Source organism: Lactiplantibacillus paraxiangfangensis, assembly GCF_036246185.1.
Taxonomy (GTDB): Bacteria; Bacillota; Bacilli; order Lactobacillales; family Lactobacillaceae; genus Lactiplantibacillus; species Lactiplantibacillus paraxiangfangensis.
Genome location: NZ_BTPW01000005.1, coordinates 58,913 through 73,624, shown reverse-complemented (window position 1 = coordinate 73,624; position 14,712 = coordinate 58,913). Strand labels below are relative to the sequence as shown.

General features: G+C 46.3%; 13 protein-coding genes and 1 other annotated feature. Of the genes, 1 reads left to right on the top strand and 12 read right to left on the bottom strand.

The window, feature by feature from the left end; all coding sequences use genetic code 11:
• Positions 1 to 108: 108 nt before the first annotated feature.
• Complete coding sequence (locus tag AAA939_RS03650) at positions 109 to 447, top strand: ribonuclease G (RefSeq protein ID WP_338209043.1); 339 nt, start codon at positions 109 to 111, stop codon at positions 445 to 447.
• A 223-nt stretch (positions 448 to 670) separates the two neighbouring features.
• On the opposite strand, the gene rplT is transcribed toward AAA939_RS03650, so the two are convergent.
• The 12 genes from rplT to murC form a co-directional block, all read right to left on the bottom strand.
• Positions 671 to 1,027 (bottom strand): 50S ribosomal protein L20, encoded by a 357-nt coding sequence (gene rplT / locus AAA939_RS03645; RefSeq protein WP_057706137.1) that lies wholly within the window; start codon positions 1,025 to 1,027, stop codon positions 671 to 673.
• A 36-nt stretch (positions 1,028 to 1,063) separates the two neighbouring features.
• On the bottom strand, positions 1,064 to 1,258 hold the full coding sequence (gene rpmI / locus AAA939_RS03640) for a 50S ribosomal protein L35 (protein WP_338209040.1): 195 nt from the start codon (positions 1,256 to 1,258) through the stop codon (positions 1,064 to 1,066).
• 21 nt (positions 1,259 to 1,279) lie between these two features.
• Positions 1,280 to 1,780: a translation initiation factor IF-3 gene (infC, locus tag AAA939_RS03635; RefSeq protein WP_057706136.1), complete on the bottom strand. Its 501-nt coding sequence runs from the start codon at positions 1,778 to 1,780 to the stop codon at positions 1,280 to 1,282.
• Between the two features lie 44 nt (positions 1,781 to 1,824).
• Positions 1,825 to 1,948, bottom strand: a sequence feature (ribosomal protein L20 leader region).
• Between the two features lie 53 nt (positions 1,949 to 2,001).
• Positions 2,002 to 3,966 carry a threonine--tRNA ligase gene (gene thrS / locus AAA939_RS03630; RefSeq protein ID WP_338209037.1) on the bottom strand — a complete coding sequence of 655 codons (1,965 nt, stop codon included), beginning with the start codon at positions 3,964 to 3,966 and terminating at the stop codon, positions 2,002 to 2,004.
• Positions 3,967 to 4,654: 688 nt separating this feature from the next.
• Positions 4,655 to 5,590, bottom strand: a complete 936-nt coding sequence (gene dnaI / locus AAA939_RS03625; RefSeq protein ID WP_338209035.1) for a primosomal protein DnaI — start codon at positions 5,588 to 5,590, stop codon at positions 4,655 to 4,657.
• Positions 5,591 to 5,593: 3 nt separating this feature from the next.
• Positions 5,594 to 7,018 carry a replication initiation and membrane attachment family protein gene (locus AAA939_RS03620; RefSeq protein ID WP_420914920.1) on the bottom strand — a complete coding sequence of 475 codons (1,425 nt, stop codon included), beginning with the start codon at positions 7,016 to 7,018 and terminating at the stop codon, positions 5,594 to 5,596.
• A 10-nt stretch (positions 7,019 to 7,028) separates the two neighbouring features.
• Positions 7,029 to 7,541, bottom strand: a complete 513-nt coding sequence (gene nrdR / locus AAA939_RS03615; RefSeq protein WP_057705926.1) for a transcriptional regulator NrdR — start codon at positions 7,539 to 7,541, stop codon at positions 7,029 to 7,031.
• A gap of 41 nt (positions 7,542 to 7,582) precedes the next feature.
• Positions 7,583 to 8,179: a dephospho-CoA kinase gene (gene coaE, locus AAA939_RS03610; RefSeq protein ID WP_338209030.1), complete on the bottom strand. Its 597-nt coding sequence runs from the start codon at positions 8,177 to 8,179 to the stop codon at positions 7,583 to 7,585.
• 9 nt (positions 8,180 to 8,188) lie between these two features.
• Positions 8,189 to 9,013, bottom strand: coding sequence for a bifunctional DNA-formamidopyrimidine glycosylase/DNA-(apurinic or apyrimidinic site) lyase (mutM, locus tag AAA939_RS03605; protein ID WP_338209028.1), 825 nt, complete (start codon positions 9,011 to 9,013; stop codon positions 8,189 to 8,191).
• Positions 9,014 to 9,024: 11 nt separating this feature from the next.
• Positions 9,025 to 11,673 (bottom strand): DNA polymerase I, encoded by a 2,649-nt coding sequence (gene polA / locus AAA939_RS03600; protein WP_338209026.1) that lies wholly within the window; start codon positions 11,671 to 11,673, stop codon positions 9,025 to 9,027.
• A 234-nt stretch (positions 11,674 to 11,907) separates the two neighbouring features.
• Positions 11,908 to 12,624, bottom strand: a complete 717-nt coding sequence (locus tag AAA939_RS03595) for a Bax inhibitor-1/YccA family protein (protein ID WP_338209024.1) — start codon at positions 12,622 to 12,624, stop codon at positions 11,908 to 11,910.
• Between the two features lie 772 nt (positions 12,625 to 13,396).
• On the bottom strand, positions 13,397 to 14,710 hold the full coding sequence (murC, locus tag AAA939_RS03590; RefSeq protein WP_338209022.1) for a UDP-N-acetylmuramate--L-alanine ligase: 1,314 nt from the start codon (positions 14,708 to 14,710) through the stop codon (positions 13,397 to 13,399).
• Positions 14,711 to 14,712 lie beyond the last annotated feature (2 nt).

The window sequence follows — 14,712 nt, the reverse complement described above, 5'->3', positions numbered from 1 at the left end:
TTTTCGTAAATCCCCTATTCAAGCGATTTTCGATTAGGTATACTAATTTTAGTAGCAACGACCAAATACCGACGTCGTAAAAAGCTGGCAAATTTTGGGGGAATCATCATGGAAGAAAACGGAAAACTCGTTCCTGACGAAGTTAAAGGCTGGAACTGGGGCGCGTTCATGTTCAGCTTTATTTGGGGGATCGGTAACAAGACGTATTTACCATTACTAACTTTAATTCCATTTTTCAACATCGTTTGGGTATTCGTCGTTGGCTTCAAAGGTAATGACTGGGCTTGGCAAAAAGGCAATTACAAAGACGTTGAAACTTTCAAAGCGGTCCAAGCAACTTGGAACCGTGCCGGAATCGTGCAATTCATTCTTGCCATTGCAATCTTTGTCTTATATTTTGCATTATTTGCAACTATTCTCAATTCGTTACTTTCTTTCAACCACTAAGCCCTATTTTATTCATCCAACCTGGCTTGAGGCACTTGTCTCAGGCTTTTTTTGTCAAACAATTTCTAAATTTTCCGCTTCGGCAGGCTTAACCCGGTCCCACGACCGCATGCTATCAGCAACAACCGGACTTGGTTCAATCCACCGTATTAAAAAAGGTGACGCCACCAAATGTGACATCACCTTTTAACCGAACCTAGAACTAGGACGGATTATTTTTTAATTAAGCAAGGGCCTTTTTAGCTGTGTCAGCTAATGCTTTGAATGCATCGGCATCGTTAACAGCTAAATCAGCTAACATCTTACGGTTAACGTCAACGTTAGCTAACTTCAAACCGTGCATCATCTTGCTGTAGCTTAAGTCGTTGATCCGGGCTGCTGCGTTGATACGAGCAATCCAAAGACGACGGAAGTCACTCTTACGCTTCCGACGATCGCGGAAAGCATATTCGTATGACTTCATTACTTGGTCCTTAGCAACCTTAAATTGGATATGCTTAGCACCACGGTAACCTTTAGCTAATTTTAAAATGCGTTTACGACGCTTACGTGTTACAGTTCCACCTTTTACTCGAGCCATCTTATTTCCTCCTAGATTTAACTAAAACGTTGTGAATTATTTTTGTAATAACTTGTGGTATGTTTTTACCATTGGCTTTTCAATGATAGCCGTACCACGTAATTGGCGACGTTGTTTCTTAGTCTTACCATGGAAACGGTGACTAGTGAAAGCGTTGGCGCTCTTAATGTTACCCTTAGCGGTTACTTTAAAACGCTTAGCAGCGGCGCGGTTTGTCTTTTGTTTTGGCATAATCAATAATCCTCCTAGAAATTACTTATCTGTTTTTGGTGCAAGCACTAAGAACATGCTCCGGCCGTCCATCTTAGGATAGGCTTCAACCGTTGAATATTCTTTAGTAGCTTCAATCATTCGGTTTAAAACTTGACGACCAATATCCTTATGGGTAATGGCCCGGCCCTTAAACCGAATCGAAACGCGAACTTTGTCACCCTTCGACAAGAACTTTTCAGCATGTTTCAGCTTCGTGTTAAAGTCGTTAGTGTCAATCGCTGGGCTCAAGCGGACTTCTTTAATGCTGACCACTTTTTGCTTCTTACGCGCTTCACGTTGCTTCTTTTGTTGTTCGAAGCGATACTTCCCATAATCCATAATTCTGGCAACGGGTGGCTTCGCTTTCGGAGCAACCAATACCAGGTCTAAGCTTGCATCTTCGGCAATCTTCATTGCATCTTGTCGTGACTTGACACCTAATTGTTCACCATCACTGGCGATCAAACGTACTTCGCGAGCACGGATGCCGTCATTAACCATTGAATCTTTAGCTATGGTAATTCACCTCCGTAAAATTTTAGAGAAATTCACAAAAAGAGCGGGCACACAGTGCGCCCGCTCAACCCCGTTAATGGGAATCAATTCATCGTTCATCTGCCCGATGACTCTAGTCACCAAGGCGAGAAGCGGGTGCTTCTGCTTTTTTTCTCAACTCCAATACTATACCAGCATCCAAAGTTGATGTCAACTATATCTTGACGTTATTTGCTAGCACCACGGCTGTAGTGTTGAATTTCTTGGGTGATGGCGCCGATAAACATGTCGACCCCTTCAGATTCAGTCCGTTCTTCACCGTACTTCCGCACCGAAACGCTCCCGTTAGCAACTTCTTGGTCACCGACAACTAACAAGTATGGTACTTTCTTCGTTTGTGATTCACGAATCTTGTAACCCATCTTTTCGTTGCGGTCATCAATGCTGACCCGGACACCGGCTTCAGCTAAACGACGACGAACCGTTTCAGCGTAAGGACCGTGGGCACCGTTGTTAACTGGGATAATCGTAACTTGCTTTGGTGCTAACCAAGTTGGGAAGGCACCCTTGTAGATTTCAGTCAAGTAAGCCACGAAACGTTCCATCGTTGAAACTAAGCCACGGTGAATCATAACTGGACGATGTTCTTCACCATCAGCACCGACATACTTCAAGTCAAAGCGTTCTGGTAATAAGAAGTCTAATTGGATAGTTGATAACGTTTCTTCACCACCAAGGGCCGTCTTCGTTTGCACGTCCAACTTAGGACCGTAGAAGGCTGCTTCCCCTTCGGCTTCAAAGTAATCCAGACCCATGTCATCCATGGCGGACTTCAACATCTTTTGGCTCCGTTCCCACATAGCATCGTCGTCAAAGTATTTAGCTTTGTTTTCTGGGTCACGGTAGCTTAAGCGGAACCGGTAGTCAGAAATATCGAAGTCTTCATATACTTCAACCATCAAGCTTAAGATTTTCTTGAATTCGTCTTCGATTTGATCCATGGCAACGAAGGTGTGACCATCGTTCAAGGTCATTTCACGAACACGTGATAACCCAGTCAAGGCACCAGATTTTTCGTAACGGTGCATCATCCCAAGTTCAGCGATCCGTAATGGTAATTCACGGTATGAGCGAATATGATGGTTGTAAATTTGGATATGAGATGGGCAGTTCATTGGACGTAATTCCAATTGTTCGCCATCGCCCATGTCCATTGGTGGGAACATGTCCTCACGGTAGTGGTCCCAGTGACCAGACTGCTTGTAAACATCCAAGTTAGCTAAAACTGGGGTGTAAACGTGTTGGTAACCGTTAGCAACTTCCTTATCAATGATATAACGTTCGATTTGACGACGGATCGTCGCACCGTTTGGCATCCAGTAAGGTAGACCGTTCCCAACTTTAGGGTCAACGAAGAATAAGTCTAATTCATTCCCGATTACCCGGTGGTCACGTTCGCGGGCTTCTTGACGCCGCTTTAAGTCGGCATCCAAGTCCTTTTGCTTCAAGAAGGCAGTCCCGTAAATCCGTTGGAGCATTGGATTGCTGGACTTGCCTTGCCAGTATGCACCGGCAACGGACAATAACTTAAAGATTTTAACTTTACCAGTTGAAGCTAATTGGGCCCCATCAGATAAATCAACGAAGTCCCCTTGCTTGTAAACAACCACTTGGCCGTCATTTGCAGCGGCACGGTCGTTAACTAAGTCTTGTTGGTAAGGATCGTCGCCAACTAAAGCCAACGCGTCGTCTTTTGACAAGACTTCACGAGTAATTGGCAAGTTTTGCTTAACGATTTCGTTCATCTTTAAGCTAATTGCTTCCAAATCATCTTTACTGATTTGTTTCCCGTCGGCTTCAGCATTATCAGTGTCGAAGAAGAAACCGTCTTGGTTCCCTTCACCACTCCCAAAGTGAATGTTTGGGAACAATTGCTTGATTGCATTTGCTAATACTTGAGCTGCGGTTTGGCGAAGGACGTTGATACCGTCTTCGCTATCACCCGCGATAATTTCGATTGAACCGTCAGTGGTTAAAGGTTGGCGATAATCAACGATTTGGTCGTTGAACTTCCCTGCAACTGACCGTTTCGCCAATGAAATACTAATCGACTTTGCAATATCTTCCGTCGTTACGCCGGCATCAAATTGCTTTTCAGCACCATCTGGGAACTTAACATTAATACTTGCCATAAATTTGACACTCTCCTTAAAAAATTACCCACTCACCAAAACACCGCGCCGGGACGACAAAAAAGTCCCTAGTACTAGACTTAGTCTAATACTAGGGACGTGATTGACGTGGTTCCACCCGATTTTTCGATACGTTAAACGTACCGACTCATTAGCGCTAATAACGGACGCGTTCCGGCTCATTTGAGCATGTTCGCAAAAGTGGTATCCCCATTAACTTGGTCCTCAGCTTCCAGAACTAGGCCGAGATCTCTGTAATCACAAGTAAACGAAGCGTGTCTCCTGCATCTGTTTTCATTAAACCACTTCTACCAAAAAAGTCAACTGGATTAGGACTTTTTTATTTTTGATTAGTCGCTTCATCGCTCCGCCGGACAGAATCAGTGGGCTGTGGGGTCGGCTACAGCCAAAGGACGGGCTTCCGCCTCGCTTGAAAGCCTAAAGCCCAAGTCTTTCAAGACGCCCCGCCATGTCGTCTGGCACACAACGCCAGGCAACATGGCCGACACTGCCCACTGGTTCTGCCGGCTGCGCTAGGATTGGTTGAAAATAAGCTAAATCAATTTTCATAGAAAGAACACCTTAGCTGGAGGTCGACCATTTGGTATCAGATTTTTATGATTTTAACCTTCTGTTTCTAAATAAAAAAAGCAATTTCAAGACTTCACATCAAGAAATTGCGTTAATTTTATTGTTCTGGATTGAGACGCCGGTTTTGACCGACCATCTCAATTTCAGTCGCTAAATAGCGGACCCGTTGCATGATTCGTTGAGCCTTGACGGGTTCTTCGTCACCCTTTTGCGAGATTGTCAGGTAACCGTCTTGGAGCTCCTGCATCGAGAAGTTCGATGAGAAACACGTTGGCAATTCTTCTTGCATCCGGTATTCCAAGATCACACCGAGAACGTCGTCACGAATCCACGTCGACGACGCATCAGCACCGATATCATCAATCATCAGAATCGGTGCGCGCTTAATCGCGTCCACTTTGTCCGCGGAAGTATTGTTACTGATGGAACGTTTCATTTCTACCGCGAAGCTTGGAAAATGAATCAAGGTCGTTTGAAACCCATTCGTCGCTAAAGCGTTCGCCATTGCGCCTAACAAGTAAGTCTTGCCGACCCCGAACGACCCGTACAAATACAAGCCCCGGTGAAACCGTTTGGGTGCTTGGGTGTACGCGTCAATGAAGTCCATGGCAGACATCAGTGCCGTGGCACGGTCTCCATCCTGATCATAAGACTGAAGCGTCGCGTTTTGAATATTTTTTGGCATACTAATCGAGCGGACCCGGTGCTGCAATTCACGGGCTGCCTGCTCTTCTTGCAACTGGGGCGTTGGTTGATAGGCGATATCAATCAAATGATTGCTCATGACAAGTTCAGGTTGATAACCCGGTGCTTGCGTTGGTTCATGCCGTGCCAGTTTTCGTTTTTCTTCACAAAACTCATAGAGTTTAGCAGACGATCGTTCGAGCGCATCCTTGGATAATTCCTTTTGGTGAGCGGCTAAAAAGCGACGAACATCCACGTCTTGGTAGACCGCGTCCATCAAAGCTTCATAACGATGATTCAAATTACGGCGATTCATCAACATTTTTAATGTATCTGAAACATTCTCCATTTTTTAGTCCTCCTTTTTGGAATTAGCATCTAATTTTGCGACCCGTTCGGCAAGCTGTTTCCGCTGCGCTTCAGTCAACTGATTAGCCGCTGACTTAGACTTCGGTGCGGCTTGCTTACCCTTGGTCTGTTCTTGCGCCCATTTTGGCACAATTTCTTTACGGACCGGCCGCCCATTATTCTGGCGACGCGCTGGCCGTTTTTTCGGCTGTTGTCGCGTCTTAATGTAAGCTAACGCGGCTTCTGGCGTCGTCAAAGAATGCTGCTGCCAGTCATTTGCAACCGTTTCTAATAAGTTCCGGTTCAGTGCCGCCAACTCCCGGTTTTGTAACAAGTAAAAGACGAGCATATTGATCACGGCACTCGGCAAAACACCCCGATTGACTAAATCATGAACCAACCGGTTTTCACCGGACGTGACAAACCCGTGTTTTTCCTGTTTTAAATCGGCCAAAAAGTCGTACGGTGTCGTACTTTTTGCGTAGCTCACTAACTGCTGTTCAGCAGCCGTTAGCTGACCCTTAGCCGTGGAACTCGCCTTTGCCGCTGTCGCCAGTGCGGGCGTTTCCGCTACTGCGGGTTCACTTGGTCGTTCATAGCGCCGCGCAATCAACAGTTTCAGCTGACTTTCATCGAACTGACCAGTCGTCAAACTGGCCACTTCACTGATCAGTTTAGCCATTTCAATCTCGCTAATGCCGTAGACCCGGCTCTCCGTGATGATGAGCTGGCGTGACCCAGCCACCTGCTTCAAGTCGACGTAGTTTTGCTTAAGCACTTGCCCTAACAATTGCCAATCGAAATCATCGTCCCCAATAACCGGATTCGTTGCCTCCGCCGGTTCTTGCGCCGCCAACTGTGCACGGGCTTTTTGAACCGACAACGGTGCGTCGTTCGTCACTTTTCGCCGGTCAATGTGGAAGACTTCCAACAAGTCGGCGGTCACGTTTTGTGCCTTTGAGAGATCAACACTGGCCGGCGTAAAATCTGACGCTAACTGCTGGTAACGTAACTCACCCACCGTATCTAACAACAAGATACTCAGTAAGTCATCCGCAAAGAAATGCAGGGCGGTCATGGGAACTTGTAACCGGTAAACGTAGACCGCACCCAGTTCGTCTTCTTGATAGTAGCTTCGCAATAAGCCAGTTGCTTCTAACTTTTTGCGGGCCCTTAGAACACTCGGTAAATCAGCGCCCAGTACGCCTAGCAACTCAGCGTGACTCCGCCGGTTACTGAGTTCATTTTCAGAACTCTGAAGGGAGCGTAGCGCCGCGTACAGGCTGTACGCCAACGGTCCAATTAACGGCAAGTACAATTCCGCTAAGACGGCCTGGTCAGACGCACTTAATGCGGGTACAGACGGTACCACCAACCCCGTTTTAGGTGTTAACTGTGGTTCGTTATTCGTTTGCATTGCCTGCACCATTCTTTATCTTTTAATCTTTTTTCGTTTTCGGCGCGCGACTATTCTTAGGCTGTTTGGCCAACTTGACTTTGTCGCGCTCCATCATATCTTGAAGTTCGTTTAAGAAAACGTGCATATCTTTGAATTGTCGATACACGCTTGCAAAACGAATGTATGAAATTTCATCGATATCTGCCAATTTTTCCATCACGTACTCGCCAATCACTTGACTTGAAATTTCATTTTCACCTAGTGCGCGAACTTTATTTTCAACGTCATCGACAATGCTAGTCATGGTTTCCATGCTAACAGGCCGTTTTTCAGCGGACCGAATAATTCCGCGTAATATCTTTTCGCGGTTAAATTCTTCCCGCGCACCATTCTTCTTAATAACCAATAATGGTGTTGCTTCGACCCGTTCAAAGGTTGTAAACCGGAACCCACAGTTTTCACATTCACGGCGACGGCGAATCACGCGACCGTCATCGGTCGGTCGGCTGTCAACCACGCGGGAACCATTATGATGGCAATGTGGACATTGCATAGACTTCTCACCTCATTTTGCTAGTAGTCATAAACATTTCTTTAATAATTTATAGTTTTCAGCCATTTTAACACGGTAGTTCTTGTTTTATCAACGTTTTCTCCGTTATCGATCACGACATCCGCCATGGCGACCTTCTTATCCAACGGTAATTGACTCGCAATTCGCGCCTGCGCATCCCCTCGACTGAGGTGATTTCGTGCCATCAATCGTTGTAACACAACGTCCGCTGGTGCCGTAACGACCATGACCTGGTCACAGACGTTTTGCCAACCACTTTCAAATAATAACGGCACGTCCAGGATAACCGCGCTTGGCCGCGTTTTGCCAGCCGCAACGGTCGCTTTGAGCATCGCGTATTGAATGGGTAGGCTCGTGATCGCCGTCAGTGCGGCTAGCGCCTGAGGGTCGGAAAAGACCTTTTTGCCCAACCACGGCCGGTTTAACTGGCCATCCGCTAATAATGCTTGGGGCCCAAAATGCGCCGCAATTTTAGCCGTGGTCGGCTGACCGGGACCTTCGACCTGCCAAGCAATCTTATCAGCATCCACGATGGGCAATCCCGCTTCCGCTAACATCTTAGAAACCGTTGATTTTCCGGTCGCAATACCACCGGTAAGTCCAATAATTTGTGTCATGGCAACCACCTACAAACGCTGTTCGTGCGGGCAGAAGTGGGTGCCACGTTGAGCGACTTTGATCTTTTCAATCAGTGTCCCACAGCGTTCACACGGTTCGCCTTCCCGACCGTAAACGTGCAACTGGTTTTGGAACTGACCAGCTTCGCCAAACGCCGTTGAAAATGAGTGCACGGTCGTGCCGTGACCCTTAATGGCCATCGCCATCTCGTCAATAATGCTCTGCCGTAAACTAGCGATTTCATCTTCCGTCAGTGAGTTAGCTGGACGCATCGGGTGGATCTTGCTCATCCATAACGTTTCATCCGCATAGATATTACCAATTCCAGCAATCTTACTCTGGTCAAGAAGTAACGGCTTGATCATCTTTTTTGATTGACTGAAAATGCTCGTCATATACGCCACGGTCAACTGATCAGCGACCGGTTCGGGCCCCATTTTCTTGAGCCCACCAACCGTATTTTCTTCGCCCGTCGGCACAAGCGTCATCCGCCCAAACTTTCGGGTATCGTTATACAGTAAATCCCGATCATCAGTTAAGTGAAAGACAACGTGGGTATGCTTGGTCTGCTCCTGACCACGTGGTGCGACGTTATACTTACCTTCCATTCGAAGGTGTGACACCATGGTCAAACCATTGCTGAAACGAAAGAGCAAATACTTGCCACGCCGGTCGACTTTTTCAATCGTTTGTTGTTTTAAGCGTTGTTTAAAGCTTTCAACATCATTGTTAATGATTTTCGGCCAAAAAACGTCGATACTGGCAATCGTGGCCCCCTTCACGAGGCGGTTTAACCCCCGCCGAACCGTTTCAACTTCTGGTAATTCAGGCATTCTGATTCCCCCTACTTTGCATCGTACCAGGTATCGCCAAAGTGACTTTCCACTTTCAACGGCACGTCCAGCTTAACGGCTGAATCCATCACGCTTGGTACTAATTTTTCTAGCACTGGAATTTCTTCCTTGGGTGCTTCAAAGATCAATTCATCATGGACTTGTAATAGCATCGTGGCTTTAAGCCCTTCCGCCTTTAACCGGTCTTGCATCTTGATCATCGCAATCTTGATGATATCCGCTGCACTCCCTTGAATTGGCGTGTTCATCGCCGTCCGTTCAGCGAAAGACCGCTGATTAAAGCTCTTGGAGTTAATGTCTGGCAAATAACGCCGCCGATGGGCAATCGTTTCAACGTATCCTTGGTCATGGGCGGATTTAACCACTTGATCCATGTACGCTTTAACGCCCGGATATTCGCGGAAATACGAGTCAATAAACTGCTTTGCTTCCTTACGAGTAATGCCAATATTTTGTGACAGCCCATAATCACTGATACCGTAGACAATCCCGAAGTTCACGGCCTTTGCTTGTCGCCGAATGTTTGGCGTCACTTTTTCTGGTGAACTGATATTAAAAATCCGCATCGCCGTTGCCGCATGGATGTCGTCGCCCTCTTTAAAGGCTTCCTGCATATTCTCGTCGCCCGTAATGTGTGCGAGCACCCGCAATTCAATCTGTGAGTAGTCAGACGAGAAGATCTGCCAACCCGCATGGCTAGGGACAAATGCTTGGCGAATCTTCCGGCCTTCTTCCAGCCGAACGGGAATATTTTGCAAGTTCGGGTCTACGGAAGACAAGCGGCCCGTTTGCGTCAACGTTTGTAAATAACGCGTGTGGACTTTTTGATCCGACGAATGAATGGCTTCTAACAACCCTTCAACGTAAGTCGAGTTGATTTTTGAAATCTGGCGATATTCTAAGATGTTGGCCACAATTGGGGCTTCCGGTGCTAGTTTCTCTAACACGTCGACCGCCGTTGAATACCCCGTCTTGGTTTTCTTAATGACGGGCAGCTTCATCTCTTCGAATAAAATGTGCCCTAACTGCTTTGGCGAATTAATATTAAATTCTTCGCCAGCTTCATGGTAAATGGTTTGTTCAATTTCACTCAACCGTTCCTTGAACTGGCTCCCCATTGCTTTTAACGTACCACTGTCCACGGTGATTCCGGCCATTTCCATCTGTGCTAAGACAACGGCCATCGGTTTTTCAATATCGTCGTAAAGTGGGTCTTGCTCGTTAGCCTTTAACTTCTTCAATAATTCTGGCTTCAAGGCAGCGATGGCGGCTAACTTCCGCGCTAAGTGACTGAAGAAAACCTGGTCATCTTCAGGAATCGCCCGCTTAACACCCTTGCCATAGACCGTTTCGTCGCTTGGCAAATCAGTGTAGCCGTGTTGTTCAGCCAGATTGCCCAAGTCATTGCTGTTATCGTTAGTGTCCAGCAAATAAGAAACTAATAACAGGTCAAAGTCGACCGTTTTCAATTCGATTCCTAGGCGGTGTAACCCAACCATCGTGCGTTTCATGTCGAAGACGTCTTTTTTGACCGTCGTACTGCTTAACAGGTCACTCACTTCTGGCTTCATCAACAACTCAACGTCACGACTGACGTACCATTTGCCGTTTGCGCCAATCGCAAACCCGGCAAACGCAGACGTATGGTAATTAGGTGTCGGCATCTCTAAGTAGAAGTCGATTTGATCACCTAATTGCGCCAGTTCACCTAAATTAGCGGACGTTAACGTCGTGAAATCAATTGGTTTTTCTGGTTCATCGGATTGAACGTGCAATTTCTTTAAGAAAGATTGGAAATCCATTGCGCTATAAAACTCGGCTAATTGATCAATGTCTGGCCCATCATAGGCGAGATCGGCCAAGCCAACTGTGATTGGCGCGTCACGCTTAATCGTTGCCAGTACCTTAGCACGTGTAGCCAAGTCGTGGTCCTCAATTAAGTGTTCCTTCATCTTGCTCTTCTTCATCGCGTCGACGTTTTCGTAGACGCCTTCAATTGACCCGTATTCCTTCAACAGTTTCAGGGCCGTTTTTTCACCAACTTTAGTGACCCCCGGATAATTATCAGACGTATCACCCGTTAGTCCCTTCATATCAATGATTTGCAGTGGTGTGATACCTAATTTTTCTTGGACGTGTTCTGGCGTATAACGTTCTACTTCGGAAACACCTTTAACCGTTACGGCAATGGTCGTGTGGTCCGTCGTCAACTGGGTCAAATCACGGTCACCCGTAACGACCGTCGTCGTGTAACCGGCGTCGTCAGCCTGCTTAGACAGGGTCCCAATAATATCATCGGCTTCAAAGTCTTTTAATTCATAGTGTTGAATCCCATACGCATCTAAAAGTTGCTTGATGTATGGCATCTGTTCAGAAAATTCAACCGGGGTCTTCGCACGACCGCCCTTGTAGTTATCGAACATTTTAGTTCGAAACGTTGTTTTACCAGCGTCAAAGGCGACGAGCATATCAGTCGGCTCAACGGCCTTGATCATGTGGTCCAGCATGGTGTTAAACCCGTAGATGGCGTTGGTATGTAACCCATCCGCGTTAGTAAAGCGTTCAAGTTGGTTATGTAACGCAAAGAACGCCCGGAACGCCACACTGTTACCGTCGATCAATAATAATTTTTTTGCCATATTTATTTGCTCCCCGTTTTGATAGATTCGATTACTAGTTTTGTTCTGGTTCGCTGGTGCCAAAACGACCTCAATTGCTTTGCTAAAGCTAGTGACTACTAGCCATAGTACACCTTTAATTGTACCAAACTATTGGGTAAAACGGGCATTCGGCACCTAGAAAATTGAACGAGTGTTTGCCATTAAAAAAGGATTGTAGCCAGTTGGTTACAATCCTAAAAGTTATTTTAATTATTAGTCACGGCTTGAGCCGGCAAAGATTTGAATGAAGTACAAGAACAAGTTAACGAAGTCCAAGTACAATTGTAAAGCACCGGTAACAGCTAACCCAGTTGAAGAAACTTGGTCACCATACTGCAAGTACATCTTCCGCATGTTGTTGCTATCCCACATGGATAACCCGGCGAAAATCAAGACACCGATGTATGAGAAAATGTAGCTGATCATTTCACTTTGTAAGAACAAGTTAACGATTGAAGCAACGACTAACCCAATCAAAGCGGCAAACAAATGCGTCCCTAATTTAGAGATGTCGCGCTTCGTCGTATTACCAACCACAGCCATGGTTCCAAAGACGGCCGTTGCGGCAACAAAGGCCCCGCCAATCGTTGCACCAGTATACAGCTGCAACGTGACGGACATTTCAACCCCGAACACCACTGCGAAGACCATTAGTAACGTAAAGCTCATCGCAGGATTTCGTGTCGCGTTTTTCTGAATCCCACCGATCATCACAAACATGCTGACAATGAAAATCATCAGGAACCAGAATGGGTGGGCTGCAAATGCGCTGTTAATTGCTTCAGCAAACACCGTCATCGACAGGTAAGCCGTAATAGCGGAAACTAACACTGCCAACGCCATGAAACCGTACATCTTGGATAAGAAACTGCGTAGCCCAATCTGGGTGTTAATCGTACGCGGTTGCGGATCATTTTGAAAGTTATTCATCGATTATCCCTCTTCCACCTAAAATTTAATTAGATTATTAATTCCGAGTTAAAGCTCTTATTGAGTCTTCAGATGCCACCAACGCCTAGCGTCAGTGACCTCCTCACGCTAGTTTATCAATCAAATGCACTTCTCTAGCCATCTCAATCAGACACCTCAACTTTCTTGTCATCTAGTGTATCAGATTAGTCAGGGAAGGTAAAACGGTTTGTACTAGATAAATATATAAGATTTTATTATATTTAACACCACTCAAATTAACCGCTTCGTCGGGCAGCCTCGGTGTGCTATGGGGAACGGGGCCCAGCCACAGGACGGTCTGTGCCCTCGATTCAAAGCCGATACCCCACGTCTTTGAATCGTCCCGCAAGATTGGCGCAAAATTCGCCCGCCAATCTTGCCGACACAGCACACCGAGACTACCCGCCTTCGCTAAAATTTGTTTTACTATTGTTATTTCTATTGAATAATCGGAGGTTGGCGCTGATAACATCGGTCGTGAAGGTGGTGTTGGCCGATGATTTTTCGGCCTTACACCACGGACGGTCCAGGACAATTGCGCTTTTTGCAATTGTTCTGGGCGAGGGGCTAGACCGCTCCCCAGGCTAGCCCCGGTCCCACGACCGCATGTTATCAGCGACGGCCGGATTAGAGGTTAGTTTTCATTAGCTTTCAACCTCAAGACAATATTCATAAGCTACTAAAAAATCCCTTAGAAGTCAGACTTCTAAAGGATTTTTTGAGCGTTACAACGAACAGTGGGTAATTGCCCTTATTTCATTTCTTCTTCGTAACGTTTTTCGTATTTTTGAATGTCGCCGGCGCCCATGAAGACAACCACAGCATCGTGGTAAGCTTCCAAGGCGTGCATGTCATCCATCGTGATAATTTCACCGCCGTTAGGTAATTTGGCTGCTAAGTCCTTCGACGAAACGTCGCCAGATTCTTCACGAGCTGAACTAAAGATGTTCGTTAAGAACACATGGTCCGCCTTGCTTAAGCTCGTTGCAAAACCATCCATTAAAGCCTTCGTCCGTGAATAGGTATGAGGTTGGAAAACTGCCAAAATCTTCTTGTCTGGGTACTTTTGACGAGCAGCATCCAAGGTTGCTTTGATTTCAGATGGGTGATGCGCGTAGTCGTCGATCAGCATCATCCCGCCACCAACTTGGTGTTCAGAGAAACGCCGTTTAACCCCACTAAAGTCCAACAATTCACGCCGGATTTCATCCAAGTTAACCTTTTCAAAGTAAGATACGGCAATGACAGCTGTACTGTTCAGAACGTTATGTTCACCAAACAACGGAATTTCGAATTCACCAAGGGATTCGTCGTGATACTTCACTTCAAAGGAAGACCCTTTCGTGGTCCGTTTAATGTTGACCGCTTGGAAATCATCGCGGTCGCTAGTCCCGTAATAATAAATTGGGGTTTTAACGTCTAACTTACGGAGACTTTCGTCGTCACCCCAAGCAAAGATTCCCTTTTTAACTTGGCTACCGAACTGTTCAAATGCAGACTGAACGTCAGCTAAGTCCTTGTAATAATCTGGGTGATCAAAGTCCACGTTAGTCATGATGGCATAGTCAGGATGATAGGCCACGAAATGACGACGGTATTCGTCAGCTTCAAAGACGAAGAAGCGGGCATCAGGTGTCCCCTTCCCGGTCCCATCACCAATCAAGTAGCTGGTTGGAGCAATGTGGCTCAAGACATGGGAAAGCAAACCGGTCGTTGACGTCTTACCGTGAGTTCCCGCTACCCCAATACTCGTGTAACCTTCCATCAATTTACCTAAGAATTCATGGTACCGGTAAACGGGAAGACCCATCGCACGCGCTTTTTTAATTTCAGGATGTTCGTCGGTAAAGGAATTACCAGCAATCACCGTTAAGCCTTCGTGAATGTTGTCAGCAGAAAATGGCAGCATTTTAATGCCAGCGGCGGCTAACCCCTTTTGCGTAAACGTGTATTGTTCAATATCGGAACCTTCCACTTGGAAGCCCTTATCATGCAAAATTAAGGCGAGGGAACTCATCCCAGAACCCTTGATTCCAACAAAATAATAAACCGTTGCTTTATCCATTA

Coding starts and splice junctions, on each gene's coding strand:
- AAA939_RS03650 (WP_338209043.1), top strand. CDS start 109: ATGGAAGAAAACGGAAAACTCGTTCCTGACGAAGTTAAAGGCTGGAAC.
- rplT (WP_057706137.1), bottom strand. CDS start 1,027: ATGGCTCGAGTAAAAGGTGGAACTGTAACACGTAAGCGTCGTAAACGC.
- rpmI (WP_338209040.1), bottom strand. CDS start 1,258: ATGCCAAAACAAAAGACAAACCGCGCCGCTGCTAAGCGTTTTAAAGTA.
- infC (WP_057706136.1), bottom strand. CDS start 1,780: ATGGTTAATGACGGCATCCGTGCTCGCGAAGTACGTTTGATCGCCAGT.
- thrS (WP_338209037.1), bottom strand. CDS start 3,966: ATGGCAAGTATTAATGTTAAGTTCCCAGATGGTGCTGAAAAGCAATTT.
- dnaI (WP_338209035.1), bottom strand. CDS start 5,590: ATGGAGAATGTTTCAGATACATTAAAAATGTTGATGAATCGCCGTAAT.
- AAA939_RS03620 (WP_420914920.1), bottom strand. CDS start 7,018: ATGGTGCAGGCAATGCAAACGAATAACGAACCACAGTTAACACCTAAA.
- nrdR (WP_057705926.1), bottom strand. CDS start 7,541: ATGCAATGTCCACATTGCCATCATAATGGTTCCCGCGTGGTTGACAGC.
- coaE (WP_338209030.1), bottom strand. CDS start 8,179: ATGACACAAATTATTGGACTTACCGGTGGTATTGCGACCGGAAAATCA.
- mutM (WP_338209028.1), bottom strand. CDS start 9,013: ATGCCTGAATTACCAGAAGTTGAAACGGTTCGGCGGGGGTTAAACCGC.
- polA (WP_338209026.1), bottom strand. CDS start 11,673: ATGGCAAAAAAATTATTATTGATCGACGGTAACAGTGTGGCGTTCCGG.
- AAA939_RS03595 (WP_338209024.1), bottom strand. CDS start 12,624: ATGAATAACTTTCAAAATGATCCGCAACCGCGTACGATTAACACCCAG.
- murC (WP_338209022.1), bottom strand. CDS start 14,710: ATGGATAAAGCAACGGTTTATTATTTTGTTGGAATCAAGGGTTCTGGG.